This window comes from Comamonas nitrativorans, from assembly GCF_042654765.1.
GTDB classification, from domain to species: Bacteria; Pseudomonadota; Gammaproteobacteria; order Burkholderiales; family Burkholderiaceae_C; genus Comamonas; species Comamonas nitrativorans.
In genome coordinates this window covers 208,458-234,713 of record NZ_JBHSEW010000002.1, presented here as the reverse complement: position 1 = coordinate 234,713, position 26,256 = coordinate 208,458, and the positions used below count along the sequence as shown (strand labels likewise).

Genomic DNA, 26,256 nt, shown 5'->3' with positions numbered 1-26,256 from the left:
TTGTTACTTCACCTCAAAACGTGCCACGTTGTCGCGGGCCTTGGCCCGGGGGTCGAACGGGACACCATTAATTTCCACGGTCGTCTGGTCGGCCTTGCCGATGGCCACCGTCAGCGGCCTGGGGGCCGAGGTGGTGAACACCTCCCCCTCCTGCAGAATTTTTTCCACCAGCAGACGCTGCTGGGCATCGACGACCTGCACCCAGGTCGCGCCCTTGGCCTGCAGGCGCAGCACCGGCACGGCGGCATCGGCAGACGCCGGCTCGGCAGGTGCGGGCGCAGACGCCACAGGGTCAGCGGCCTCGGCCGGGGCGGCGCTTTCTTCCGATGACGGTTGCGGCTGCGCCAGCGCCAGGGACACGGCGGAGGGTTCATCGCCCTCCTCGTCCGACGGCGGGAACAGCGGCGCATCCTCATCGGCCTGCGCGTGGGCCGCCGGGGCGTCGTCGTCTTGCAGCAGGTCTTTCTGCCAGAGCAGGCCGCCATACACCACGCCCCCCAGAACGATCAGGAGCAGCAGCACCCACAGCCAGCGCCCGCCCCCGCCCGCCGAGGCAGTCGGGAAAATCGACGGCACGGCGCGTTCGCGCATGGGTTCGTTGATGCCCAGCCGGGGCTGCAGGGCCGCGACCTTCTGCTGGGGCAGCAGGGCCAGGATGGCCCCGGCGTCGATCTGCAGCGTGCGGCAGACGCTTTGCGCCAGCGCCCGGGCGAACACCATGTCGGGCAGGCGCTGCCAGTCCTCGTCTTCCAGTGCCTGGAGCTTGCCGACCGGCACTTTCAATGTCGCCGCCAGGGTGGCCAATGCCACGCCCCGGCTTTCGCGGGCCTGGCGCAAGGCCGCACCGGCCTGGATGGGCGCGGCAGCCGGTTGCACCGCCTCGCTGGTGGACTCACTCATCAAACGCTCCCCGGTCAAATTTTTCGCGTTCCTTGGAGGTAGGGAAGCGCTGGATCAGCTGATCGGCCAACTGCCGCACGGCAATGGCGTCGCCCTGCTGGCGCTCGATCTTCATGCCCAGCCACAGGGAAGCGGCGCTGGCACGATCGCTGTTATTGAGCCGCTGCGCGTAGAACCGCGCCTTGCGGGCCTCGCCCCGGTCGAACAGCGCCTGGGCGTAATTGAGTTCGATGGTCGGATTGCCCGGGTCCAGTTCATACGCCTGGGCCAGCAGGGTCAGAGTGTCCGCACGGCTGTCGGCTTCGCGCAGGCAGACGGCCTTGGCCAGCAGGGTGCGGGCCCGGCCCTGATCGGCAAACCGGGTGGCGGCCAGAGCTGCATCGAAGTGCAGCTGGGCCATGTCGAATTTCTTTTGCTGGCACTGCGACCAGCCCTGGTTGTAGCGAATGTCCGGATCGCCCGGGCGCAGGCCCAGGGCCCGGTCGAAGCTGGCATCGGCCTTCAGGTAGTCGCGCTCGGCCAGATAAATCCAGCCTTGCAGGTTGTAGGCATCGACATAGCCGGGATAGGCCTGCAGGGCGCGGGCCACTTCGCCCAGGGCGATCTCGTTGCGCCCTTCGCTGAAGTGCATGGCCCCCAGTTGCAGCCGGGTGTGCGCCAGGCGATGGGCCTCGTCCTCGGAGGCCGAACCAGGCTCCTGCCCCGGATTGGACACCGCGCCGGTGGCGGCGCACCCGGCCAGCGCCGCCAGCAACACCCCGGCCCCCAAGGCCCGATGCCATCGGCGCACCATGGCAAGGGCAGGAGGCGAAATCCGGATTGGGGTGTGCATGAAGATCCTTTCAACCAGCAACAGAACAAGACACGACCACCGCGCCCCTAGCGGGCGCGGTGAATGCTAATGGTACGTTGCTTTGCCATGCGGTCTGCCGCTCGCGTGCGATCTTTTACGTCGCCCGCCAGCTGCCCGCAGGCCGCATCGATGTCGTCCCCGCGCGTCTTGCGCACGGTGGTGACGATGCCCGCATCGCTCAATTGCTGGGCAAAGCGCTGCACTGCTGCGTTGCTGGAGCGCAGCAGCCCCGATTGCGGAAAGGGGTTGAACGGGATGAGGTTGAACTTGCACCACGCCTTGCCATTGCCGTGGCGGCGCACCAGGGCGATGAGCTGCTGGGCATGTTCGGGCTGGTCATTGACGCCGTCCAGCATGCAGTATTCGAACGTCACGAAGTCGCGCGGGGCAAATTCCAGGTAGTCCACGCAGGCCTGGAGCAGCTCGTCCAGCGGGTACTTCTTGTTCAGCGGCACCAGATGGTCGCGCAGCGCGTCGTTGGGGGCGTGCAGCGAGACGGCCAGGGCCACCGGACAGTCCTGGCTCAGGCGCTGCATCATCGGCACCACGCCGGAGGTGGAGACGGTCACGCGCCGGCGCGACAAGCCGTAGCCGTGGTCGTCCAGCATGATTTTCAGGGCGGGCACCAGGGCGGAATAATTTTGCAGCGGCTCGCCCATGCCCATCATCACGACGTTGGTGATGACGCGCTCGGACGTGTTCAGGTGCTTGCGCAGGAAGTGTTCGGCAAACCACAGCTGGGCGATGATTTCGCCGGTGGTCAGGTTGCGGCTGAAGCCCTGGTGGCCGGTGGAGCAGAAGCGGCAGCCGACGGCACAACCGGCCTGGGAGGAGACGCACAGCGTGCCCCGATCGTCTTCGGGGATGAACACGGACTCGATCGCGTTGCCATCGCCCACGTCGAACAGCCACTTGATGGTGCCGTCGCGCGATTCCTGCTGGGTGAGGATTTTCAGGCCTTCGATGCGGGCCTGGACGCTCAGTTTCTCGCGCAGCGACTTGGCCAGATCGGTCATCTGGGCGAAGTCGGTGGCGCCGCGCTGGTGCATCCAGCGGAACAACTGGGTGGCGCGAAACGGTTTTTCTCCCAGCGCCTGGCAATAGGCGATCAGGCCGGGGAGGTCAAAATTCAGAAGATTGGTGGCGGTCATGGAGGGGTCTGCCCGCACCGGGCAGCGCCCCATGCAGCGCGGGCTGCACGGGGTTCAGGGGCGATCAACGTGCGTAGACGTTCATGCCGGGGAAGAAGAAGGCGATTTCGACGGCGGCGGTTTCCGCTGCGTCGGAGCCGTGTACGGCGTTGGCGTCGATGCTGTCGGCAAAGTCGGCGCGGATGGTGCCGGCTTCGGCTTTCTTGGGATCGGTGGCGCCCATCAGTTCACGGTTTTTCAGGATGGCGCCTTCGCCTTCCAGCACCTGGATCATGACGGGGCCGGAGACCATGAAGTCCACCAGATCCTTGAAGAAGGGGCGCTCTTTATGCACGGCGTAGAACTGCTCGGCTTCGCCGCGCGACAGGTGGGCCATCTTGGCGGCAGCGATCTTCAGGCCGGCGCCTTCGAAGCGGGCGTAGATCTGGCCGATCACGTTCTTGGCAACGGCATCGGGTTTGATGATGGAGAGGGTACGTTCGAGAGCCATGAGAAGTTTTCCTTGGAAATAAAAAATCTTTTTTGCCGCGACCGGGCAAAACCCGGCATTCTAATCGTGCCGAGGATTCCTGGCAGGGGCTGCGGTCAGAATTTTATATTTTTAATAGCTTCTTCCGCTGGCTCTACAAGGTTTTCAGCATCATTCATACCTGAAATTCTTGTATAGACAGCGCAAGCAGCTATTTTTTTCTTATCAGCGCTTGCCGCCTGCGGGTTTGCGTTTTTGCGCCACCCGCGCTCGCAGCAGGCTGTCCTGGCCGATGCGGTCGGGGGCCACTTCCGGGGTGCTGATCCGGCGCGGCTTGCTGGCACGGCGGGCGCGAAGCTGGCGGGCTTCCTCGGCCTCGTGCACCCGGGTTTTGGCCCGCGAACCGGCACGGTCGGACTGACGGCGCACATTGGGCTGAGCCTGGGGCTTTTTGCGCAGCAGCGCCTGATCGGCGCCGCTGGCCAGGGCCAGGGCCTTGATGTCTTTCTCGTCCAGCTCCATCCAGGCGCCCCGGCGCAGGCCGCGCGGCAACTGCATGGCACCGTAGCGGATGCGGATGAGGCGACTGACGGCGCGGCCCAGGGCTTCAAAAATGCGGCGCACTTCGCGGTTGCGCCCTTCGCTGATGGTGACGCGGTACCAGACGTTGGCGCCCTCCCCGCCGCCCTCGTCGATGCTGCCGAAGGCAGCCGGGCCGTCCTCCAGCATCACGCCGTCGAGAAGCTGCTGTTTTTCCTCGGGCGTCAGCGCCCCCAGCACGCGCACGGCGTATTCGCGCTCCAGGCCGAAGCGCGGGTGCATCAGGTTGTTGGCCAGATCGCCGGAGTTGGTCAGCAGCAGCAGCCCTTCGGTATTCAGATCCAGGCGGCCCACGGACTGCCATTTGCCCTGCCCCAGATACGGCAGGCGGCGGAACACCGTGGGGCGGTTCTGCGGGTCGTCGTGGGTGACGACTTCGCCGGCGGGCTTGTGGTAGGCCAGCACCCGCACGCTGGGCGGTTCGATGCGGATGCGCACGGGCTTGCCGTCGAGCTTGATGATGTCGCCGGGCTGCACGCGCTGGCCGACGTGGGCCACCTCGTTGTTCACCGTCAGGCGGCCTGCGGCGATGGTGCGCTCCATCTCCAGGCGCGAACCCAGGCCGGCCTGGGCCAGCACTTTGTGCAGCTTGGGCGCTTCGGCCAGCGGCTGCAGCACGCGCTTGTGCGGCTGTTGCGCCGCGTGCGCCGACTCGGTTTGCAGTTCCTGGGCGTCCAGGGCGCCGCCGACGATGTCGGCAAAGTCATAACCTACCGCAGCGGCGGCTTCGTTCTTGGGATGGTGTGGCATGGGGTTCTCACTGCCCCTGGGCAGGGGGGATGTTGGTGGGGGTGGCGGGGGATGCTGCTGGCGCGGGCGCATCCGCGGCGGCAGGGTCAGGGGCGGCATCGGGCGCCGTTACCAGCGCCATGCCATCCTCGGCAAACAGATCGGGGGTAAAGGCGGCACGGTCTTCGTCCTGACCGGATTGCAATGCCGCCACCAGGGCGTCCTGGGCATCGCGCTCGTCTTCGCCGCCCAGCAGCGGCAGGTCGGCCAGGGATTGCAGGCCCAGGTCGTCCAGAAACTGGCGCGTGGTTGCCAGCAATGCCGGACGGCCCACGGTTTCGCGGTAGCCGATTTCCTCGATCCAGCCCCGGTCTTCCAGCTGCTTGATGATCTGGCTGCCGACCGTGACGCCCCGGATGTCTTCGATGTCGCCGCGCGTCACCGGCTGGCGGTAGGCGATGATGGCCAGAGTTTCGAGTACGGCACGGCTGTAGCGCGGCGGCTTTTCCGGGTTCAGGCGATCGAGAAAAACACGCATTTCCGGACGGGTCTGAAAGCGCCAGCCGGAAGCAACCTGCACCAGCTCCACCCCCCGGCCCTGCCAGTCGTGCTGCAATTCCTGCAAGAGAGTGCGCAAGCCGGCGGTATCGACGGCGCCGTCGAACAAAATACGCAAATCGCGCTCGGGCAACGGCCCGGCGGCGCATAAAAGGGCGGCTTCAAGCACCTTTTTCGCGTCCATATCCATCCTTGGGAAAAATAAAAAGATCCGACCCTCCCGGGCGGGCGATTGCAGCGATGGCTGCCTTACGAACAAGTTCTAAGGCGGGCAATTGTACTGGAGGCCCAGTTTTTCGGCTGCCGTCAAAAAATCCCGGGGCGGCTCGGCCCGCAAATGCAAGTCTTCTCCGGTCACAGGATGGATGAATTGCAACCGAAAGGCGTGCAGCGCCTGGCGTTGCAGATCGCCCGCCGCTGCGCCGCCATACACCGCATCGGCCACCAGGGGATGGTGCAAATGCTGCATGTGGACACGAATCTGGTGCGTGCGCCCGGTATGCAGCTTGCAATGCACCAGGCAGTGGGCGTCGGTGCTGCTCAGGCAGGTGATGTCCGTCCGCGCCTCTTTGCCGGGGCTGTGCTGCAAATCGACCACCGCCATGCGCAGGCGGTTGCGCGGGTCGCGGCCAATGGCGGCCGCCACCGTCTGCATCGACTCGCCCTGCCACGCGCCATGGGCCAGGGCCAGATAACGGCGGCCAACGTCGCGCCGGGCGATCAGCGCCACCAGTGCATCCATGACAGCGCGGGTTTTCGCCACCACCATCAGGCCGCTGGTGTCCTTGTCCAGCCGATGCACGATACCCGCCCGGGGCACTTGCACGGCCCCAGCATGGTGGGCCAGCAAGCCGTTGAGCAAGGTGCCGCTCCAGTTTCCGGGTGCAGGGTGGACGACCAGGCCCGCCGGCTTGTTCACCACCAGCAGGTGTGCATCTTCAAACACGACGTCCAGGACCATGGCCTCGGGCTTGAACGCCTGGCTTTGCGCCGTGGGGCGCATGGTCACGGCCAGGTGGTCGCCCAACCGGACTTTGGTGGCCGGTTTTTGCGCCTCGCGGCCATTGAGCTGCACGGCCCCGTGCGCCAGCAATTGCTGCAGGTAGCTGCGGGAAAATTCCGGCACCAGCTCGGCCAGGGCTTTGTCCAGACGGTTGCCGTGCAAGGCCGCAGGCAGCGCAAGCTGACGCACCTCGACGGCCTGGGCGTCGTCCTCCCCGGTTTCCGGCAACTCGGCCATTTCCGCATCCTGATTCATGGATTTTCCTGCCACGCCAACCCGTCCTGAAAAATAAAAGCCCGGCACTATGCCGGGCTGAAAAGCGCCATTCACGCACCTTGCCACATGGGCAAAACGGTTTTATCGCGCTGGCAAATAGCGCACGGGGTCGATCGGCTTGCCCTGGCGGCGCAATTCAAAATGCAGCTTTACGCGATCGGTATCGCTGCTGCCCATTTGGGCGATGTGCTGACCTTTTTTGACGGTTTGCTCTTCCTTGACCAGCATTTTCTGGTTGTGCGCATAGGCCGTCAGGTAGTCCTTGGAGTGCTGGATGATGATCAATTGGCCATAGCCACGCATTTCACCGACGTAAATCACTTTCCCTGCCGCAGCGGCCACGATCGGATCACCGGCCTTGCCGGCAATATCCACGCCTTTATTGGTCGTTTCATTGAAACCGCTGATGATGTTCCCGGCAGCCGGCCAGATCAGCCCCAGGCTGGCCACATCGGCGCTGGGTGCTGTCGGGGCGCTGCCGGTACTGGTATTGGTGCTGCTGGCGGCAGGAGCGCTGGCCGTCCCGCCCGCAGGCGGCAATGGCGTGGCCTGCACGGGCGCCGTGGCGGTCGGGGTTGCCCGTCCTTCGCCAGGGGCCGTGCCGGGCGGCACGACCCGGACGACCTGCCCGACTTCGATCACATTGGGATTGGCAAGCTGGCTCCACTGCGCAATATCTTTCCAGCTTTGGCCATGTTCCAGGCCGATGCGGATCAACGTATCCCCAGGCTTGACGGTGTAATACCCCGGCTTCCCGGCATTCTCTGCCCCGGGCAAAGTGGCGGGGTCCACCGTTGTTGCCGTGCGGCCAAAGCCCCCACGGGTTTCAACGGGCGCTTCATTGGTTTGCGCACAACCGGCCAAAAAACCGGCCACCAATAAAGCACAGAACCCGAGACTGAATTTTTTTTGCTTGCACATAGACCTTTTCCTGATTCAGGCAACCCCCGATTTTAAGGGGACGAAATGCACGGCTTCCAGAACCGATTCGGTAAAACCTTGTTCATGGCGCTCCACCACCAGCAGCATTTGCTGCCCGTTTTCCTGCACCATCGGGGCCACCAGTCGCCCCCCGACGGCCAATTGCTCCAGCCAGGCCGTTGGCAGCGCCTGCCCCCCGGCCGCAGAAATAATCCCGGCATACGGCCCGCCCCGGGGGTAGCCCAGCATCCCGTCGCCCAGCAGCAAATGCACGTTGGCCAGACGCAGCGGCCGCAGATTGCTGCGGGCTTTTTCATGCAGGTTGCGCAAACGCTCGATGGAATACACCTCCCGCGCCACCATGGACAGCACTGCCGCCTGGTAGCCGCAGCCGGTGCCGATTTCCAGCACCCGCCCCAGTCCCTGCGCCTTCGCTGCCGGGGCGCCGAGAAGCAGTTCGACCATCCGGGCAACGACACTGGGCTTGGAAATCGTCTGCTGCCAGCCAATGGGCAAGCTGGTGTCTTCATACGCCTGGGTGACCAGGGCGCTGTCGACGAATCCATGGCGTTGCACCTGTCCCATGGCCTGCAGCACCAGGGGCGATTGAATCCCGCCAGCGGCCAGCCGCTGCACCATGCGCTGGCGCACCGCCGCCGAATCCAGCCCCCAGCCCGAGGCAGTGACCGAACCCGGCGCCGTGGCCGGCCGCACCGGGGCTGGCTGGGCATTGGCCAGCGAAGGCAGGCGGGCCGGGAAACCGGGCCGGCGCGGTGGGTTGCCCTGGCTCATGCCTGCCCCATCGCCGTCTGCAGCCGCGCTGCGGTCTGCCCCCAGTACCCCAGATGCTGGTGATCGGTCAGGTCGACTTTCAAGGGCGTGATGGCGATATGCCCCTGGGCGGTGGCATGGAAGTCGGTCCCTTCCGACTCGTCCTTGGCGGCACCGGCACTGCCGATCCAGTACATCGTTTCGCCACGGGGGCTGGTCTGGGTAATCACCGGCTCGGCCGCATGGCGGCGCCCCAGGCGGCACAGCTTGAGCGCTCCCAGCGCATCCAGGGGAAGGTTCGGAATATTCACGTTCAGCAGCCAGGGGGCCGCCCCCACCAGTTGCTGCTGGCGCAGTTGCGCCACCATGGCCCGGGCTTTCTGCGCTGCCGCCTCCAGGTGCTCCCAGCCGCGCTCGACCTGCGAGAAGGCGATCGCCGGTATGCCGAACAGAAAGCCCTCCATGGCCGCGCCCACCGTGCCCGAATACACCGTATCGTCCCCCATGTTGGCGCCGTTGTTGATTCCGGACAGCACCAGGTCGGGCCGGTACCCCAGCAGCCCGGTCAGGGCGATATGCACGCAATCGGCCGGCGTGCCGTTGACATAGCGAAACCCGTTGGCCGCACGATGGACGTACAGGGGGGCGTGCAATGTCAGGGCATTGGACTTGGCGCTGTTGTTGTGTTCCGGAGCAACGACCTCGACTTCAACGCCCTCGATCGCAGCGATGGCTTGGTGCAGGGCCACAATACCGGGGGCCTGGAAGCCGTCATCATTGGAAATAAGTATTTTCATGTCTACCTGGGGTTCTACCGGCTGCCGATTGTAGGTCTGTGCCGGCCGGTTCCCGGCGCTTTGCAGCCCCGCAAAATCCATCATCCCGTTATCCGTTTATGCGCCCCCGCTCTCCCGCCGATATTGCCCGCCAAAGCCTGCAGGTTCTGGCACGCCGCCGCCTGCCGCCCACGCCCGAAAACTACCAGGCGGTGTACGAAGAAGTTGCCGGGCTGCTTCCCCATGAAGCCTTCCCCCAGCGGCGCCTGCGCCACATCGGCACCCTGCTGCCATCGCAAACACCCCGGCAAAAGCAGCTGACCCAATCGTTCCTGCAGGCCGTCGAAGCCAAGGACTGGCAGCAGTTGCAAACCGCCATCGTCGAGTACGCCCAGCTGGAGCTGACCGGCAACGCCCAGGCCACCGCCCTGTCCTGCCCGAGTACGCCGCTGGAAGTGCTGCCCGAAAGCCTGGCCGAACAGCTGGCCCGCCTCATCGAAAACACCGTCGGCGCCCTGGGTCCGGAAGATTTGCGTACCCGGGAAATCTCCATGCAACTGGTGGAATTCCTGCGGCAAGCCCCTCCGCCCCCCCGGACGCTGGAGCAGATGCTGCACAATTACAGCTACCGCCTGTCCTTCCTCAGCCAGGAACAAGCCCAACGCGCCCGCACGATTGCCCAGTTATTGGCGATGGCGGTGGAACACTTGCGCACCATTGCCACGCAAGACCCGCCCCTGCAAGGCCTGGCGGAAAAACTGCAGACAGCCATGGAGCCCGCATGGACGACGCCGCAGTTGCAGCACATCCAGTTGCACCTGAAGAACCTGCTGTTTCGCCACCTTGAACTGCACAACAGCCAGCAGGAGGCCCATGACCGCATCAAGGGCCTTTTGGCCCAATACGCCAGCCACATGGCCGACCTGAGCAGCCACAGCAGCCAGCACCAGGATCAATTGTCCGACTACGCCCAGCGCATCCAGCAAGCCCAGCACCTGGGCGACCTGGCCCCGCTGCTGGAAGCGGTGGTGGCCTCCGGCAACCGCCTGGCCCGCGAAAGCCACCATGCCATGAGCGCCATGCGCGACCTGCAAGAGCAGGCCCAGGCGCAGGAACAGCAAATCCACCAACTGAGCAGCCGCCTGCAACGCATGGAGGACACCAGCCGGCACGACCCCAGCACGGGCGCCCTGAACGGCCAGGGGCTGCAGGAAGCCTTTCTGGCCGAGTCGGTGCGCAGCGAGCGCCTGCAATCGCCCTTGAGCGTAGCCGTCATGCAGGCACAGCTTCCCGCCACGGCCTTGGCCGGCCCGGATGCGGCGCAAGCGCCATCGGCCTTGCCGGAACTGGCGCTGTGCCACCTGGTGCAGATTGCCCGCAACACCCTGCGCCCCCAGGACGACATTGGCCGCACCAGCGACCAGCACCTGGTCCTGGTCTTGCCCGATAGCCCGTCCGACCAGGCGGCCCAGGCCCTGGCACGGCTGCAAAGCGAACTGGCGCAATCCCCACTGCTGCATGCGCAGGATTGCATTACCGTGGAACTGAGCGTCGGCCTCGTGCAAAAGCATCCCCAGGAAACACCACAGCAAACCCTTGAACGGGCCGCCCGCGCATTGCACCAGGCCGTGCGCATGGGCGGGGGTCGTGTCGTTCTTAGCTAGTGAAAAAATAGCTTTTACCGCTTTGATTTACTATATTTCAATATCATTTATATCTGAAATCGTTCAACAACAAGCGCAAGCAGCTATAAAAATAATATGAAACTACCGCGCCATATCAACCATCTTTCCGCCGACTTTCAAATGATTTCTATAACCAGCAATGCCTACGATGGTGGACAGCAATAAGCCTATGCAGAGTTTTAAATATCGCGTGAAGTTCTCATAAGACCGATACTCTGCCGCCTGATTTGCGGACATGAGCAATCGCCCCTCGCTGGCGTCATGGACTTGCCAGATATAGCCTCGGCCACCATAAGCAGAATCATCGCTTTGAGAGACCAAGACATCCAGCACCTGATCTTTGCGCAAATTATTGACAAGAGATTCGACAGGAGCGAAGTACCACCATCCAGATTTTCCGCCCTCTTCTGCTCCTTGTACTTCTAAAAGCCCATTTTCTTTAACAACGACAGGGTCAGAAGTAAGAGTTACCCGGATGATAGAAGCAAGCTCCTTCGGCGGCAGCCTGATCTCTGCTTTAGGCCATCCAAAATACAGAGCAAATAAAGCAATGCCTAGTGATATAGTTACCAAGGAACGCGTTATTTCAGAGCCGTGAATAAACTTACTTTTCCTCATGATTTATAAACAGCTGTCACAATAGTAATTATCTTTATGAGCCAATGTCTTCATGCCATGCGCCATTCCGTTTGCATATATGCCCAAAAATTTATTTCCAGGCACATGAAGCATCTTTGATGTGCTTCCATATCTCTTGAATGGCACGCCATTGAGCGCAACGGCTCTGGCAGCAAGCTCCCCACAGAAAAAATGCCAGTCAGCGCTTAACTGACTGGCATTGCCCGCAGAGACGGTCTTTATCGCGCGAAGGAGCAAACCGCTCAGGCACGCACCACCAGCACCGGCACGTGCGCGGCCTGCAGAACACGCTGCGCCACGCTGCCCAGCACCAGTTTTTCCAGCCCACGGCGGCCATGCGAGCCCATCACGATCAGATCGGCCCCGACGTTTTCCGCTACCCGCACGATGCCTTCGTGAATGGCGTGGCCCTCGCCCACCAGGGTCTTGACCGAAATACCGGCTTCCTCCAGCAGCTTCTTCACGTCTTCCAGGGCCTTGTTGGCTTCTGCCGTAGCGGCACTCAGGTACTGCGCCTGACCATAGGCAAAGTCAGCCCCCACCCCGGTGAAGGGATAGGGATCAAGCACGTAGACCGCAGTGACCTCGCTGCCGAACGCCTTGGCCAGGCCAGCGGCCTTGCTCACGGCCTGCATCGATGTCGAAGAACCATCCACAGGAACCAAAATATGCTTAAACATGCGCACCTCCTTTACAAGTAAAACCTACGCCTTGAGCATAGGCCAAACGGCAGCCCGTTTTGCTCAAAACGCTCTGGTTTTCTGAAAACGTGTTTGTCCTGTGCATCAGGCGCTGCGCACCCGGGCCAACACTTGCCCAACGCTCAAGGCCTGCCCGGCCTCGGCCAGACATTCCAGGATGCCGGACTGCGGCGCGGCGATGCTGGTTTCCATCTTCATGGCTTCCATCAAGGCAATCACCTCGCCGGCCTGTACCTCGTCGCCATGCTGGCGGTGCCAGGCGACCAGGCTGCCGGTCAAGGGGGCCGTCACATCTCCCGGCTGCCCGGCCTGGGGAGCCGCGGCGGGCAGCGGCAGGGTTGCGTGGCCCTGAGCACGCAGCCCCAGGCTGGCTGGCAGGCCCAGGCTGACGCGCTTGCCATCCAGTTCGATGAAGGCTCGCACCAGCGGCTCGGCACCCTGCTCCAGCGGGCGCTGGGCACTCTCGAATTGCGTGCCCATTTCGGTTTCTATCCAGCGGGTGTGAACGCCAAAGCCCTGTTCTGCGGTAAAGGCCGGATCGCTGGCCACGGCGCGATGGAAGGGCAGCACGCTGGCCACGCCTTCGATCCGGAACTCCGCCAGGGCGCGGCGGGCGCGGGCCAGGGCCAATGCGCGGGTGGGGCCGGTGACGATGAGCTTGCCCATCAGCGAATCGAAACTGCCGGGCACGCTGCTGCCTGCGGCCACGCCCGCATCCACGCGCACGCCCGGGCCGCCGGGGGCGTCGAAGCGGGTAATCCAGCCGGGGGTGGGCAAATAGCCCCGACCCGGGTCTTCGGCGTTGATGCGGAACTCGAAGCTGTGGCCGCGCACGGGCGGCGTGGTGGTGAACGACAGGGGATGGCCATCGGCAATCCGCAACTGCTCCAGCACCAGATCAACGCCCGTGGTTTCTTCGGTCACGGGATGCTCCACCTGCAGGCGGGTATTGACCTCCAGGAAGGAAATCTGTCCGCTGCGACTCAACAGAAACTCCACCGTGCCTGCGCTGACGTAGCCTGCCGCCTGGCAGATGGCACGGGCCGCTTCGTGGATGTGTTGGCTTTGCTCCGCGCTCAGGAAAGGCGCGGGCGCTTCCTCGACCAGTTTTTGATTGCGCCGCTGCAAGGAGCAGTCGCGCGTGCCGACCACGACCACCTGGCCGTGCTGGTCGGCCAGGATTTGCGCCTCGATGTGGCGCGGACGGTCCAGGAACTGCTCCAGAAAGCATTCGCCCCGGCCAAAGGCGGCCGTCGCCTCGCGCACGGCCGATTCATACAGCTCGGCGATTTCCTCCATGTGCCACGCCACTTTCAGCCCCCGCCCGCCGCCGCCGTAGGCGGCCTTGATGGCCACCGGCAAACCATGCTGGCGGGCAAAGGCCAGCACTTCGTCGCTGCTGCCGACCGGCTCTGCCGTGCCGGCCACCAGGGGAGCGCCCACTTTCAGGGCGATCTTGCGGGCGGCCACTTTGTCGCCCAGGGCTTCGATGGTTTCCGGGCGCGGGCCGATCCAGGTCAGCCCTGCCGCGATGACGGCGCGGGCAAAGTCAGCCCGCTCGGACAAGAAGCCATAACCGGGGTGTACGGCATCGGCCCCGCTGCGGCGGGCGATGTCCAGCAACTTGTCCACGCGCAGATAGGTCTCTGCCGGGCGTGTGCCTTCCAGGGCCCAGGCTTCGTCGGCAGCACGCACATGCAGGGCGTCGGCATCCGGATCGGCATAGACGGCGACGGATTGCACCCCGTAGTCGCGGCAGGCACGGGCGATGCGGATGGCGATTTCGCCACGGTTGGCGATCAGAACTTTGGAAATCATGGGCTTGCTCCTTCAATAAACGGCGCGGTCACGCGAAAGCGCAGCCAGCACCCCACCGGAATTTGTCCGGCCAGGTCCAGGTGGTGGCTGGCCACGGCCCCAATCACGGGATAACCGCCGGTCAGCGGATGGTCTGCCAAAAACAGCACCGGCTGGCCGTTGACAGGCACCTGGATGGCCCCGGCCACCGTGCCCTCGCTGGGCAGTTCGTCATGGCGGCTGCGGGCCAGGGGCTGCGCCCCGAGCAGGCGCATCCCGATGCGGTTGGACTGGGGGGTGACCTGCCAGGACTGCGCTTGCAGCAAGGCCACCGCCTCGGCGGTAAACCAATCGGTACGCGGGCCAAGCACCACATCCAGGGTCACGGTCTGGCCTGGCCGGGGCAGGGCTTCGCGCATCTCGGGCAGATGTACCGCCTGCAAAGCGGCAGGCTCCACGCCCCCGACCGGCAGGCAATCGCCCGCCTGCACGGCAGCAGGGCCTACGTGGGCCAGCGTATCGGTGGCGCAGCTGCCCAGCACGGGGGCCACCTGCCAGCCGCCGCGCAGGGCGACATAGGCCCGCACGCCGGCACCGGGGCTGGCCAGGGTCAGGGTGTCGCCATCGTTCAGCGCCACCGTGGCCGGGCTATGGCTGGTCCACTCCTGGCCTTCGGCAGTGCGTCCGTGCAGTTCCAGGCTGGCCCCGGCCACGGCCAGCGTGGTGTGGCCCCGGCTGCGCAATTGCAGGCCGCCCAACAGGTTTTCCAGCACCGGGGTGCCGACCGGGTTGCCGACCATACGGTTGGCCTGGCGCATGGCCGTTTGGTCCAGCGCCCCGGAGGGCGAAACCCCCAGGCCGGACAGGCCGTTGCGGCCCGCATCCTGCACCAGGGTTTGCAGGCCAGCGCTAACAATTTCTATAGCTTTTTCCGCTTTACCACAAACGGTTTCAGGCCGATTTTGCTGATTTTTTTCTGCCACCCGTACCTGCTGCGGCAGACTGACCAGCGCCACCGCCTCGGCCACATCGCGGAACTGCACGCCAAAGCCCGGCTGCACATACGCAGGCTCGGGCCGCTGCAAGTCCCACATGGCGATGGGCGTGGTGCCGATCAGTTGCCAGCCGCCAGGGCTGACATTCGGGTACACCGCGCTGAATGCCCCCCCCAGCGCCACCGAGCCAGCAGGCACCCTGGTGCGCGGCGTACTGCGCCGGGGTATCTGAAAGCAAGGATGCCCCCCCGCCAGATAGACAAAACCCGGGGCAAAGCCCGCAAAAGCCGCCTGCCAGAGCTGGCCGGTATGGCGGGCAATCACCTCCCGGGGGCTGATGCCCAGCCGCTCGGCCACTTCCGCCAGGTCTTCGCCGTCGTAACGCACGGGAATTTCCACCGTCCGCCCGGCAGCGGCCTGCAACCCGGCGCGTTCGGCCTGCGCCCAGGATTGCAGCAACCGGGCTTGCAGGACGGCGGGGCTGGTCAGCCCGCGCTGGTAGAAGACCAGCAGCGTGCGGGCCGCAGGCACCAGCTCCAGCACCCCTTCCACAGGGTGGGCCATGAGCTGGCGGTACAGGGCCATGGTCTGGGCCAGATCGTCCAGCTCCACCAGCAAGGCCTGATCGTTTACGGGTAAGAAACGCATCGCGCTCCACCCTTACACGGCAAAAGGCCGCAAAGCCACACCCGCACCGCTCAGGGTGGCGTGGATGCGCTGCGCCATCTCCACCGCACCGGGGCTGTCGCCATGCACGCAGATCGAATCGGCCTCGATACGCACACGGCGGCCGCTGATGGATGGCAGCTCCCCGGTCTGCACCAGTTGCAACATGCGCCGGGCCACCTGTTCGGCATCGTGCAGCACGGCACCGGGCAGGCGGCGCGACACCAGAGAACCATCGTCGTTGTAGGCGCGGTCGGCAAAGGCCTCGGCCATCACGGACAGGCCACGGGCACGCGCCCAGCCAACCAGGGGCGAACCGGCCAGCGCCAGCAGCGTCAACCCGGGGTCGACGGCCAGGATGGCGGTAATCACATCCTGGGCCTGACGTTCGTCCTGGGCAATGGTGTTGTACAGCGCTCCGTGGGGCTTGACGTAGCGCACCCGCGTACCTGCCGCAGCGGCCAGCCCTTGCAAGGCGCCGATCTGGTAGATCACATCGGCCACCAGTTCATGGCTGGCGGGGTCCATGTTGCGGCGGCCAAACCCCACCAGATCGGGATAGGCCACATGCGCCCCCACCACCACGCCACGCTCTGCCGCGCCGCGCAGGGTTTGCAAAATGCCTGCCGGATCGCCCGCATGAAAGCCGCACGCCACGTTGGCGCTGGTCACTACGCGCAGCATGGCGGCATCGTCGCCCATGCGCCATGCGCCGAAGCTCTCGCCCAGATCGCTGTTGATGTCCATCATGTATCCTTTATGCGTCAAAAATCTTTACGGATTGTTCAACAATCCGACATTCAAAAAACGGAGACACCACCATGCCCCCCCGATTTCCTGCCACCCCCCACAGCCTGGCCGACACCGTGGCCCACGCCATCCGCCAGCAACTCATCCACGGCGAACTGCGTGCGGGCCAGCACCTGTCGGAAAACACGCTGAGCCAGCAGCTCGATATCTCGCGCAACACCTTGCGCGAAGCGTTTCGCATCCTGATGAAAGAGGGCCTGCTGCGCCACGAACCCAACCGGGGCGTGTCGGTGGCCGTGCCCTCGATGGCCGACATCATTGACATCTACCGCGTGCGCCGCCTGATCGAATGCCAGGCGCTGGAAAAAGCCTGGCCCCTGCACCCGGCGCACAAGGCCATGCAGCAGGCCGTCGCCCAGGGCCAGGCCGCCACCCAGGCCAAAGACTGGCGCAGCGTAGGCTCGGCCAACATGGCCTTTCACGCCGCCATCGTGGCCCTGAGCGACAGTCCGCGCCTGTCGGTCATGTTCGAGCATCTGGCTGCCGAACTGCGCCTGGCTTTCAGCCTGCTGGACGATCCCGAATACCTTCATGCTCCGTATGTAGAACTCAACACCCGCCTGCTGCAACTTTTCATGGACGGCCAGGCCAGCGCCGCAGCCCAGAACCTGGAGTCCTATCTGGTGCAGTCCGAGCGCATGGTGCTGGCGGTGTACGCACGCCAAATCAACTAACAAACCATTTTTGTTGAACAATTCAAACCATATCAACCAACAAACATAAGATAAAAGATCAACGAAAATTCAGAATTGTTGAAAACCCTAATAGGAACGGCCCAACAGTTTTGCTAACTTCCTTCTCCGAGAAAGCTGGCCCGCACCGGTGCCTGCCGCATCTTTCCTACCGCACCCGCAACCGTTCCACTTTCAAGGAGAACTCTCATGCAGCGTCGTACTTTCTGCGCAACCGCCGCTTTGGCAGCCAGCCTTTGCCTCAGCACCGGTCTGCACGCCCAGACCAAATGGGACATGGCCACGCCCTATCCGGCCTTCAACTTCCATTCCAAGAACATCGAACAGTTCATCAAGGACGTGGACACCGCCACGAACGGCTCGCTCAAGATCACGCCGCACTTCGGCGCATCCCTGTTCAAGATGCCTGAAATCAAGCGTGCCGTGCAAACCGGCAACGCGCAGATGGGAGAGTTCTTTCTGGTCAGCTTCCAGAACGAATCGCAAATTTTCGGCGTCGATGGCCTGCCTTTCCTGGTGAAAGACTATGACCAGGCTTTCAAGCTCTACCAGGCGCAAAAGCCTCTGCTGGAAAAGCAGCTGGACCGGCAAGGCCAAATCCTGCTGTATTCGGTAGCCTGGCCTCCGCAAAGCATCTTCAGCAACAAACCCATCACCTCCGGCGCTGACCTGAAAGGGCTGAAATGGCGCGTCTACTCCCCCACCACTGCCCGCATCGGCGAGCTGGTGGGCGCACAGCCGACCACCATTCAAGAAGCCGAACTGTCGCAAGCCCTGGCGACCGGCGTGATCGAGGGGCTCATCACCTCCAGCGCCACCGGAGCCGACAACAAGCTGTTCGAGCATCTGAAGTACTTCTACAAGGTGCAGGCCTGGATTCCGAAAAACGCCGTCACCGTCAGCAAGAAGGCCTTCAACGCACTGACCAAGGAGCAGCAGGATGCCCTGCGCAAAGCCGCAGCCGCAGCCGAAGAACGTGGCTGGAAGACTTCGCGCGAAGTGGACGAGCATTCGCTGAAAGTGCTGCGCGATGGCGGCATGAAGGTGGAGGAACCCTCTGCCCAGCTCATGACCGATCTGGGCAAGGTCGGGGAAATCGTGGTCAAGGAATGGCTGGAAAAGGCCGGGGCCGACGGCAAGACCGTGCTGGATGCTTACGCCGCCAGCGTGAAGTAAGCCAACCGCCCTCCTGCTCGGACCCTTCCCAGTCCCCGCCTCGGCGGGGGGTTTGCATGGCTGCGGCACCTTTTACCCCCTACGTATATGCGAAAACTGCTTGATCTTCTCTACGCTGGCAGCGCCTGGCTGGCCAGCCTCAGCATGATCGGCGTACTGCTGATGGTGCTGCTGACCATTGCCAGCCGCTTCTTCGGATTTTCGGCCCCCGGCACCGATGCCTACGCCGGCTATGCCATGGCAGGCGCCGGCTTCATGGCACTGGCCAGCACGCTCAAGGCCAGGGAACACATCCGCGTGACGCTGTTCGCGGGAATGCTCAAAGGGCGTGCCCACAAGGTGGCGGAAGTCCTGGCCCTGCTGATCGCCACCCTCCTGGCAGCCTTCCTGGCGTATTACTCGGCACAACTGGCCTACCAGTCCTGGGAGATTGAAGACGTCTCCGTCGGCATCGACGCCACCCCCCTGTGGATTCCGCAACTGTTCATGGTGGCGGGCACGCTGGTGTTCTTCATTGCCTTTTGCGACGAGTTGATCCTGGAACTGCTGGGCAAACGCTCGCACGCCGAATTAGAGGATGCCCACCATGAATGAGATTTTTGCCAGTGTGATGCTGATGGTTGTGCTGCTGGTTCTGCTGAGCGGCGGCGTCTGGGTGGGCCTGACCCTGGCGGGCGTGGCCTGGTTCGGCATGGAGTTTTTCACGGCCCGCGCCGCCGGCGACGCCATGGCCATGACGATCTGGAGTTCAGCCAGCAGCTGGACACTGACCGCCCTGCCATTGTTCGTGTGGATGGGGGAAATCCTGTACCGCACCAACCTGTCGGAAAGCATGTTCCGTGGCCTTGCGCCCTGGGTCAACGCCCTGCCGGGACGGCTGCTGCACACCAACGTGATCGGCTGCACCATCTTTGCTTCGGTATCGGGTTCTTCGGCGGCCACCTGTGCCACCGTGGGCAAGATGAACATTCCGGAGCTGAAAAAGCGCGGCTACACCGACGCGCAGATCATCGGTTCGCTGGGTGGCCCGGCCACGCTCGGGCTGCTGATTCCGCCCTCCATCATCCTGATCGTCTACGGCGTATCGGCAGAGCAGTCCATCTCCAAGCTATTCATGGCCGGGGTGCTGCCGGGCCTGATGCTGGCCGCGCTGTTCAGCGGCTGGATCGCAGTCTGGGCCTTGCTCAACCCGGACAAGGTGCCCAAGGCGGATACGTCCATGAGCTTCAAACAAAAGCTCTATGAAGCCCGCAACCTGATCCCCGTCGTCCTGCTGATCGCCAGCGTGGTGGCCAGCATTTACACCGGCATTGCCACCGCCACCGAAGCCGCCGCCATCGGCGTGGCCGGGGCGCTGGTGCTGTCGGCCTCGCAGGGGGCGCTGACCTGGAAGAGCTTCCAGGCCTCGCTGTTCGGCGCAACGCGGCTGTATTGCATGATTGCGCTGATCCTGTCCGGCGCGGCCTTCATGACGCTGTCGATGGGCTACATCGGCCTGCCGCGCCAGCTGGCCGAATTTGTCGGCAGCCTGAACCTGTCGCCCGCCATGCTGATCCTGGTGCTGGGCATTTTCTACATCCTGATCGGCTGTTTTCTGGACGGCATTTCCACCATCGTTCTGACCATGAGCGTGGTGCTGCCCATCGTCCAGGCCGCAGGCATCGACCTGCTGTGGTTCGGCATCTTCCTGGTGATCACGGTGGAAACCGCGCAGATCACGCCGCCCGTGGGCTTCAACCTGTTTGTCCTGCAAAGCATGACGGGCAAGCAAATCACCTACATCGCCCGTGTCTGCGCACCCTACTTCTTGCTGATGGTGCTGGCATTGGCCATTCTGTGGGTCTTCCCGGAAATCGTGACCGCCCTCCCCGCCCGGATGTAACCCGACCCAGGCTTTTCACCCGCCAGCGCCTGCATTTGCAGGCGCTGTTTTTTTTATGCAGAAACACGTTCTTAGAGCCTATTGTTTGAGGGTACTTTCCATATCCAGAAATAGATACACCTTATCTGCTTTTAAAATGAGCGGTTTAGCTAAATCTTGAAAAGCAGTGCCATTGCCACTGACGGCTTTGGTGTGAATCTCCATAAACAAAGTACGGACTCCCTGTAGCTTTGCGCCGGACATGGCAAAGATACATACGATATCCATGTTTATTCCACACAGTACAACTCCATGGCATCTTCTCCAGACATGACCCTCCCCATCAGCCCGGACAAGCCCCAGGAAGAAGCCCTGAACCAGGCTTTGCAGCGCCCCTACCAGCATGGCTTTGTGACCGATATCGAGTCCGAAAGCCTGCCCCCGGGCCTGGATGAAAGCACCATTCGCGCCATTTCGCGCATCAAGAAGGAGCCGGAGTTCCTGCTCAACTGGCGCCTGGCGGCCCTCAAACGCTGGCAAGGCATGGCACTGCCCGAATGGGCACGCCTGCAAATTGCCCCCATCGACTTGCAGGCCCTGTCCTACTACTCCGCACCCAAGTCGCTCAAGGACAAGCCCAAGAGCCTGGACGAAGTCGATCCCAAGCTGCTGGAAACCTACGAAAAGCTGGGCGTGCCCCTGCACGAACGCGCCAAGCTGGCCGGCGTGGCGGTGGATGCGGTGTTCGATTCGGTGTCCGTGGGCACCACCTTCCGCCAGCAACTGGCCGACGTGGGGGTGATCTTCTGCTCCTTCTCGCACGCCGTGCAGAACCATCCCGAGCTGGTCGAGAAATACCTCGGCTCGGTCGTGCCGCAAAGCGACAACTACTACGCGGCGCTGAACTCCGCCGTGTTCTCGGACGGCTCCTTCGTCTACATCCCCAAGGGCGTGAAGTGCCCGATGGAGCTGTCTTCCTACTTCCGCATCAACGCCCAGGGCACGGGCCAGTTCGAGCGCACGCTGATCATTGCCGAGGAAGGCAGCGAGGTCAGCTACCTGGAAGGCTGTACCGCCCCTCAGCGCGACGAAAACCAGTTGCACGCCGCCGTGGTCGAGCTGATCGCCCATGACGATGCCTACATCAAATACTCCACCGTGCAGAACTGGTACCCCGGCGATGAAAACGGCGTGGGCGGTATCTACAACTTCGTGACCAAGCGCGGCCTGGCCGCAGGCAAACGTTCGCGCATCGCCTGGACGCAGATCGAAACCGGATCGGCCATCACCTGGAAATACCCCTCCTGCGTGCTGCGCGGCGACGACTCCAGCGGCGAGTTCTACTCCATCGCCGTGTCCAACCACCGCCAGCAGGCCGATACGGGCACCAAGATGATCCATATCGGCAAGAACACCACCAGCCGCATCGTCTCCAAGGGCATCAGCGCAGGCCACGCCCAGAACAGCTACCGGGGACTGGTGCGCATCAACGCCGGGGCCGAAGGAGCGCAGAACCATACGCAATGCGATTCACTGCTGATCGGCGGCCATTGCGGTGCCCACACCTTCCCGTATGTCGATACCGCCCGCAGCGACGCCATGGTCGAACACGAGGCCACGACGACCCGCATCTCCGAAGAGCGTCTGTTCTATTGCCAGCAGCGCGGCATCGACCCGGAAGAGGCCACCTCCCTCATCGTCGGCGGTTTCTGTCAGGCCGTACTCGAAGAACTGCCGATGGAATTTGCCCTGGAGGCCAAGGCCCTGCTGGCCGTCTCGCTGGAAGGCGCGGTCGGTTAAATACGCACAAAATTGCACTCAAACGCTTGCCAGGCAAGCAGTTAAAGCTATCAAATTCAAGATTCAAGGAAGTTTCATGACCACAACCACCCCCGTCCTACAAGTGCGTGACCTGCGCGTGGAAATTGGCGAGCGCACCGTGCTGCAATCGGTATCGCTGGATGTGCAGCCCGGCAGCCTGATCGTGCTGATGGGGGCCAACGGCAGCGGCAAAAGCACCCTGGGCATGGCCCTGGCAGGCCACCCCAGCTACCACGTCACCGCCGGACAGGCGCTGTTGAACGGCAAGGACCTGGTGCAACTGCCTGCGCACGAACGCGCCCGGGCCGGCTTTTTCCTGTCCTTCCAATCGCCTCCGGACATCCCCGGCGTCAAGAACAACCTATTCATCCGCACCGCCCTGAACGCCGTGCGCGAATCGCGCGGTGAAACGCCGCTGGATGCCTTCGACTTCCTGAACAGCGCCAAACAAGGCGCGAAGGGGCTGGGCATGCCCGCCGCCATGCTGGGCCGCCCGGTGAATGAAGGCTTCTCCGGCGGCGAGCGCAAGCGCAACGAGCTGCTGCAACTGACCCTGCTCCAGCCCCGCGTGGCCCTGCTGGACGAAATCGACTCCGGCCTGGACGTGGACGGCGTGCGGGCCGTGGTCGAACTGGTGCAACGGATGCGTGCCCAGGGCACGGCGTTCATCGTCGTCTCGCACTACCTGCAAATGATCGAATCCCTGCAGCCCGACCAGGTGCTGCGCCTGGACCAAGGCCGCATCGCCGAAAGCGGCGACCTGGCCCTGGCTCGCAGCATCGCGGAAACCGGCTTTGCCCGCGCCAACGCTTGAGGTGGCCGGTATGAGCGACATCCTCGATATCCCCCACGCCCAGGAGCGCCTGCAAACGCTCGGCTGGATCGCCCGCCACAGCGAAGCCTTCCACCACCTGCCCCCGCCGGCACTGGAAGCATGGCTGGGCAACCCGGCCGCCGCCCCTGCAACACAACAGGACTGGCAAGTGACCGTGCAAAGCGGTGCGGCAAGCGTCAAAGTGCAGCAACTCAGCGCCCTGGACGCCACCGAGCGCCAGGCTCTGTTTGCCGGCCTGCCTGCCCCCAGCGGCGAAGCGGCCCCCTTCGCCTGGGCGCACCGCGCCCTGTGCCGCCAGGGCGTGCGCGTGCAGGTGGCGGCCAGCGCCGATGCAACGCCCGTGCGCCTGCACATTCATCACACCGCCCACAACGCCGTGGACGCGCCCCTGCTGGTGCTGGACGTGGCCCCCGGTGCCCGCTGCCTGCTGCTGCACACCCACAGCCGTGGGGCCGATCTGGCACAAATCACCCAAAACCTGCACATGCACATTGGCCTGGGGGAAGGTGCCGTGCTGCAACACCTGCGCATTGCCGACGTCCACGCGGACGACCACCTCGCGCATACGCAGAACGTGTCCATCCAAGGCCACGCCCGCTACCACCAGGCGCTATGCACCAGCGGCTGCGCCTACCAGCTGCAGCGCAGCGACGTCGATCTGCACGGCCCCGGCGCCCAGGTGCGCCATGCGGGCCTGCTAATCACCGGCAGCCTGAACGTGGATCAGCAGGTCTACACCCGCCACAACGCGCCCGGTACCGACAGCCACGTGCAAATGCTGGCCCTGGCCAGCGGCAAGTCCCGCAGCGTGGCGAATGCCTTTACCTATATCGCCCCTGGTGCGCAAGACGCCAACGTCCACCAGCGCCTGTGGGGCATCGCGCTGGACGGCCAGCCGCGCCTGATCCTGCGCCCGCACCTGGAAATCCTGCACGATCAGGTCGCCGCCGTTCACGGCGCCACCTGGGGCGCCTTGCCGGAAGATGCCCTGTTCTACGCCCAGCAGCGCGGCCTCGATCCGGCCACGGCGCGGCGCCTGATCATCGAAGGCAAGGCCCGCGCCCTGCTGGAACGCGCCCTGCCCGGCATCGAAGGCGACGAAGACAGCGCCAGCGCCCTGCTCACCCAGTGGCTGGAAGGCGACTGGCTGGCCCAGGCCATCACCGCCCACTTGACCAAGGACGAGGTATGACCGCCGCAGAGTCCCCCCTGCTCCAGCCTGCATTGCTGCGCAGCCTGTTTCCCGTGCTGCAACAGCAGGTCAAGGGCCAGCCCCTGGCCTACCTGGACAACGCCGCCACCACGCAAACCCCGCTGCCGGTACAGCAGGCCATGCTCGACTTCGAGCAGCACGACCGCGCCAACATCCACCGGGGCGTGCACACCCTGAGCCAACGCGCCACCGACGCCTTCGAGGCAGCCCGCACCACGCTGAAAACCTTCATCGGTGCCGGCAAGGAGCATGAGCTGGCCTTCACCAGCGGCACCACCGAAGCGCTGAACACCGTCGCCCAGGGGCTGTGGGCCGCCGGCCCGGACAAAGCCTGGCTGCGCCCGGGCGATGAAATCATCGTCAGCGGCCTGGAACACCACGCCAACCTGGTGCCCTGGCAACAGGCTGCCCGCATGACCGGCGCAAAACTGCGCGTGCTGATGCCCGATGCCCAGGGCTGCCTGCACATCGAGGACTTGCAAGCCCTCGTCGGCGACAAAACCCGCGTGTTGGCCCTGACCGCCGGGGCCAACGCCACCGGTGAACGCCCGCCGTATGAGGCCATGCTCACCCTGGCCAAGCAGGCCGGGGCGCTGACGGTGCTGGACGCCGCCCAGGCCGTGGGCCACACCATGCCGGCCATGGCCGATCTGGACTGCGATTACCTGGCCTTTTCCGGCCACAAGATGTACGGCCCGATGGGCACCGGCGCCTTGGCAGGCAAGCGCAAGGCGCTGGAGCTTTTGTATCCGCTGCGCCTGGGTGGCGATATGGTCGAATGGGTCGAGTACGACCGCGCAGGCTACGCCGCCATCCCCACCCGCCTGGAAGGCGGCACGCCCAACGTGACCGGTGCCGTCGGCCTGGCTGCCGCAGCCCGCTTCATCGAGCAGGTGGGCCGCAGCCGTATCGATGCCCATCTCCACCATCTGCGTGCCCAGGCCGTGGCGGGGCTGCAGGCGCTGGACGGCGTCACCGTCTTTGCGGCCCAGTCCCCACAGGCAGCGTTGGTTTCCTTTGTTGTGCAGGATGTGCATCCGCACGACATCGGCACCCTGCTGGACGAGCGCGGCATCGCCGTGCGCACCGGCCACCACTGCGCCGAGCCGCTGCACAACCATTTAGGGCTGGGGCCGACCACCCGTGCCTCGTTTGCCCTGTACAACACCGAAGCAGAGGTGGCCCGCCTGATCGACGGCGTCGCCCGTGCACTGAAAGTTTTGCGATGAGTTCTGTAGAAAACGATCTCTACCAGGAAGTCGTGCTGGAGCACAAACGTGCGCCACGCAATTTCGGCCACCTGGAACACCCCAGCCACCAGGCCCAGGGCACCAATCCGTCCTGCGGCGACCGCGTGGCCGTCGAACTGCTGCTGGACGGCAGCACCGTGCAGGACATCCGCTTCAGCGGCCAGGGTTGCGCCATCTGCATGGCCTCCACCTCGATGATGACCGAGGCCGTCAAAGGCCGGGACGTGGCCGTCGCCCAGGAACTGCAAAAGCACTTCCGCGCCGTGCTGACCGGCGAGGAAGATCCGGAAGAAGCCCCCCTGGGCAAACTGGTCAGCCTGTCGGGCGTGCGCCAATACCCCAGCCGCATCAAATGCGCCCTGCTCGGCTGGCACGCCCTGATGCACGCCATTGCAGGCAACCAGGACGCCGCCAGCACCGAAGACGGCATCCCCGCAACCGAAGGGGGTGCCGCATGATGAACCGCCGCCAACGCGAGGACGTGCTGGTACGCCGCAGCGTCACCGTCGAAACCATTCCCAGCGGTCAGCCCTTCGAACTGCACGAAGGACAGCTGGCACAGATCACCCAGGCGCTGGGCAGCTCCTTCACCCTGGTCGTGGAAGGCCAGCTGGTGCGCCTGCGCGGCGAAGACGCCGATGCCATCGGCAAGGAGCCGCCCGAAAGCATCGTCGTGCCGGAAAACATTTCCACGGCAGAAGTGGAGCCGCTGATCTGGGAAACCCTGCGCACCTGCTACGACCCGGAAATCCCGGTGAACATCGTCGACCTGGGGCTGGTCTACCGCTGCGAAGTCGAACCCATCGACGCCCACGGCGACGTGCGCGTGACCATCGACATGACCCTCACCGCCCCCGGCTGCGGCATGGGCGAAGCCATTGCCAACGAGGTCTGCGACAAGGTGCTGGCCCTGCCCAAGATCGAAGACATTACCGTGAACCTGGTCTTTGATCCGCCCTGGACGCGCTCCATGATGAGCGAAGAAGCCCAGCTCACCCTCGGCCTGTAAGAATCTGTTCACCCAAAAAATGCGCCTCCCGCAGCCAGTGCAAAGGAGGCGCATACCTATTTTCCCGGCAGACTTTCAGCACGTTTCAGGCAAAGCGGT

General features: G+C 64.0%; 27 protein-coding genes. 11 read left to right on the top strand and 16 right to left on the bottom strand.

Features of this window, described 5'->3' with window-relative positions:
• Positions 1 to 3 precede the first annotated feature (3 nt).
• From ACFO3A_RS03525 to surE, 10 genes are all read right to left on the bottom strand, one after another.
• Positions 4 to 900, bottom strand: a complete 897-nt coding sequence (locus ACFO3A_RS03525) for a helix-turn-helix domain-containing protein (RefSeq protein WP_377724028.1) — start codon at positions 898 to 900, stop codon at positions 4 to 6.
• Positions 893 to 1,732 (bottom strand): tetratricopeptide repeat protein, encoded by an 840-nt coding sequence (locus ACFO3A_RS03520; protein ID WP_377724027.1) that lies wholly within the window; start codon positions 1,730 to 1,732, stop codon positions 893 to 895. The genes ACFO3A_RS03525 and ACFO3A_RS03520 overlap by 8 nt, the downstream gene beginning before the upstream one ends.
• 47 nt (positions 1,733 to 1,779) lie before the next feature.
• A complete protein-coding gene (gene rlmN, locus ACFO3A_RS03515) occupies positions 1,780 to 2,904 on the bottom strand; it encodes a dual-specificity RNA methyltransferase RlmN (RefSeq protein ID WP_377724026.1) in 1,125 nt (374 codons plus the stop codon).
• Positions 2,905 to 2,968: 64 nt separating this feature from the next.
• Complete coding sequence (gene ndk, locus ACFO3A_RS03510) at positions 2,969 to 3,394, bottom strand: nucleoside-diphosphate kinase (RefSeq protein WP_377724025.1); 426 nt, start codon at positions 3,392 to 3,394, stop codon at positions 2,969 to 2,971.
• 204 nt (positions 3,395 to 3,598) lie between these two features.
• Positions 3,599 to 4,795, bottom strand: coding sequence for a pseudouridine synthase (locus ACFO3A_RS03505; RefSeq protein WP_377724335.1), 1,197 nt, complete (start codon positions 4,793 to 4,795; stop codon positions 3,599 to 3,601).
• Complete coding sequence (scpB, locus tag ACFO3A_RS03500; protein ID WP_377724024.1) at positions 4,731 to 5,444, bottom strand: SMC-Scp complex subunit ScpB; 714 nt, start codon at positions 5,442 to 5,444, stop codon at positions 4,731 to 4,733. The genes ACFO3A_RS03505 and scpB overlap by 65 nt, the downstream gene beginning before the upstream one ends.
• Before the next feature lie 78 nt (positions 5,445 to 5,522).
• The gene (locus tag ACFO3A_RS03495; RefSeq protein WP_377724023.1) at positions 5,523 to 6,518 is read right to left on the bottom strand and encodes an RluA family pseudouridine synthase; all 996 of its coding nucleotides are present in this window, start codon (positions 6,516 to 6,518) and stop codon (positions 5,523 to 5,525) included.
• Positions 6,519 to 6,620: 102 nt separating this feature from the next.
• Positions 6,621 to 7,460 (bottom strand): peptidoglycan DD-metalloendopeptidase family protein, encoded by an 840-nt coding sequence (locus ACFO3A_RS03490; RefSeq protein ID WP_377724022.1) that lies wholly within the window; start codon positions 7,458 to 7,460, stop codon positions 6,621 to 6,623.
• Positions 7,461 to 7,475: 15 nt separating this feature from the next.
• Positions 7,476 to 8,252: a protein-L-isoaspartate(D-aspartate) O-methyltransferase gene (locus ACFO3A_RS03485; RefSeq protein WP_377724021.1), complete on the bottom strand. Its 777-nt coding sequence runs from the start codon at positions 8,250 to 8,252 to the stop codon at positions 7,476 to 7,478.
• On the bottom strand, positions 8,249 to 9,028 hold the full coding sequence (gene surE / locus ACFO3A_RS03480; RefSeq protein ID WP_377724020.1) for a 5'/3'-nucleotidase SurE: 780 nt from the start codon (positions 9,026 to 9,028) through the stop codon (positions 8,249 to 8,251). The genes ACFO3A_RS03485 and surE overlap by 4 nt, the downstream gene beginning before the upstream one ends.
• A gap of 98 nt (positions 9,029 to 9,126) precedes the next feature.
• Here surE and ACFO3A_RS03475 point away from each other — a divergent pair, with 98 nt between their 5' ends.
• Positions 9,127 to 10,671 (top strand): GGDEF domain-containing protein, encoded by a 1,545-nt coding sequence (locus ACFO3A_RS03475; protein WP_377724019.1) that lies wholly within the window; start codon positions 9,127 to 9,129, stop codon positions 10,669 to 10,671.
• Positions 10,672 to 10,773: 102 nt separating this feature from the next.
• Here the strand turns inward: ACFO3A_RS03475 and ACFO3A_RS03470 are convergent, their stop codons facing one another.
• The 5 genes from ACFO3A_RS03470 to ACFO3A_RS03450 form a co-directional block, all read right to left on the bottom strand.
• Positions 10,774 to 11,310: a hypothetical protein gene (locus ACFO3A_RS03470; protein ID WP_377724018.1), complete on the bottom strand. Its 537-nt coding sequence runs from the start codon at positions 11,308 to 11,310 to the stop codon at positions 10,774 to 10,776.
• A 263-nt stretch (positions 11,311 to 11,573) separates the two neighbouring features.
• Positions 11,574 to 12,011, bottom strand: a complete 438-nt coding sequence (locus ACFO3A_RS03465) for a universal stress protein (protein ID WP_377724016.1) — start codon at positions 12,009 to 12,011, stop codon at positions 11,574 to 11,576.
• A 105-nt stretch (positions 12,012 to 12,116) separates the two neighbouring features.
• Positions 12,117 to 13,847, bottom strand: coding sequence for an acetyl/propionyl/methylcrotonyl-CoA carboxylase subunit alpha (locus ACFO3A_RS03460; RefSeq protein ID WP_377724334.1), 1,731 nt, complete (start codon positions 13,845 to 13,847; stop codon positions 12,117 to 12,119).
• Positions 13,847 to 15,472, bottom strand: a complete 1,626-nt coding sequence (locus tag ACFO3A_RS03455; RefSeq protein WP_377724014.1) for a 5-oxoprolinase subunit B/C family protein — start codon at positions 15,470 to 15,472, stop codon at positions 13,847 to 13,849. The genes ACFO3A_RS03460 and ACFO3A_RS03455 overlap by 1 nt, the downstream gene beginning before the upstream one ends.
• Before the next feature lie 12 nt (positions 15,473 to 15,484).
• Positions 15,485 to 16,237 carry a LamB/YcsF family protein gene (locus ACFO3A_RS03450; protein WP_377724332.1) on the bottom strand — a complete coding sequence of 251 codons (753 nt, stop codon included), beginning with the start codon at positions 16,235 to 16,237 and terminating at the stop codon, positions 15,485 to 15,487.
• A 74-nt stretch (positions 16,238 to 16,311) separates the two neighbouring features.
• On the opposite strand from ACFO3A_RS03450, the gene ACFO3A_RS03445 reads away from it, so the two are divergent.
• The 4 genes from ACFO3A_RS03445 to ACFO3A_RS03430 all read left to right on the top strand — a co-directional run bounded on the left by ACFO3A_RS03445 (position 16,312) and on the right by ACFO3A_RS03430 (position 20,050).
• The gene (locus ACFO3A_RS03445; RefSeq protein WP_377724013.1) at positions 16,312 to 16,974 is read left to right on the top strand and encodes a GntR family transcriptional regulator; all 663 of its coding nucleotides are present in this window, start codon (positions 16,312 to 16,314) and stop codon (positions 16,972 to 16,974) included.
• A 207-nt stretch (positions 16,975 to 17,181) separates the two neighbouring features.
• Positions 17,182 to 18,168: a TRAP transporter substrate-binding protein gene (locus ACFO3A_RS03440; RefSeq protein WP_377724012.1), complete on the top strand. Its 987-nt coding sequence runs from the start codon at positions 17,182 to 17,184 to the stop codon at positions 18,166 to 18,168.
• A gap of 87 nt (positions 18,169 to 18,255) precedes the next feature.
• Positions 18,256 to 18,762 (top strand): TRAP transporter small permease, encoded by a 507-nt coding sequence (locus ACFO3A_RS03435; protein WP_377724009.1) that lies wholly within the window; start codon positions 18,256 to 18,258, stop codon positions 18,760 to 18,762.
• Positions 18,755 to 20,050 (top strand): TRAP transporter large permease, encoded by a 1,296-nt coding sequence (locus tag ACFO3A_RS03430; protein ID WP_377724008.1) that lies wholly within the window; start codon positions 18,755 to 18,757, stop codon positions 20,048 to 20,050. Before ACFO3A_RS03435 ends, ACFO3A_RS03430 begins: the two co-directional genes overlap by 8 nt.
• Before the next feature lie 78 nt (positions 20,051 to 20,128).
• Here ACFO3A_RS03430 and ACFO3A_RS03425 read toward each other — a convergent pair whose 3' ends face one another.
• On the bottom strand, positions 20,129 to 20,317 hold the full coding sequence (locus ACFO3A_RS03425) for a hypothetical protein (protein ID WP_377724006.1): 189 nt from the start codon (positions 20,315 to 20,317) through the stop codon (positions 20,129 to 20,131).
• A 42-nt stretch (positions 20,318 to 20,359) separates the two neighbouring features.
• On the opposite strand from ACFO3A_RS03425, the gene sufB reads away from it, so the two are divergent.
• From sufB to sufT, 6 genes are all read left to right on the top strand, one after another.
• Positions 20,360 to 21,829, top strand: coding sequence for a Fe-S cluster assembly protein SufB (gene sufB / locus ACFO3A_RS03420; RefSeq protein WP_377724004.1), 1,470 nt, complete (start codon positions 20,360 to 20,362; stop codon positions 21,827 to 21,829).
• Between the two features lie 76 nt (positions 21,830 to 21,905).
• On the top strand, positions 21,906 to 22,664 hold the full coding sequence (sufC, locus tag ACFO3A_RS03415) for a Fe-S cluster assembly ATPase SufC (RefSeq protein ID WP_377724002.1): 759 nt from the start codon (positions 21,906 to 21,908) through the stop codon (positions 22,662 to 22,664).
• 10 nt (positions 22,665 to 22,674) lie between these two features.
• Positions 22,675 to 23,877: a SufD family Fe-S cluster assembly protein gene (locus tag ACFO3A_RS03410; RefSeq protein WP_377724000.1), complete on the top strand. Its 1,203-nt coding sequence runs from the start codon at positions 22,675 to 22,677 to the stop codon at positions 23,875 to 23,877.
• Entirely contained in the window at positions 23,874 to 25,127 is a 1,254-nt protein-coding gene (locus ACFO3A_RS03405; protein ID WP_377723998.1) for an aminotransferase class V-fold PLP-dependent enzyme, read from the top strand. Before ACFO3A_RS03410 ends, ACFO3A_RS03405 begins: the two co-directional genes overlap by 4 nt.
• On the top strand, positions 25,124 to 25,606 hold the full coding sequence (gene sufU, locus ACFO3A_RS03400) for a Fe-S cluster assembly sulfur transfer protein SufU (protein WP_377723997.1): 483 nt from the start codon (positions 25,124 to 25,126) through the stop codon (positions 25,604 to 25,606). Before ACFO3A_RS03405 ends, sufU begins: the two co-directional genes overlap by 4 nt.
• A complete protein-coding gene (gene sufT / locus ACFO3A_RS03395; protein ID WP_377723995.1) occupies positions 25,603 to 26,157 on the top strand; it encodes a putative Fe-S cluster assembly protein SufT in 555 nt (184 codons plus the stop codon). The genes sufU and sufT overlap by 4 nt, the downstream gene beginning before the upstream one ends.
• Positions 26,158 to 26,256 lie beyond the last annotated feature (99 nt).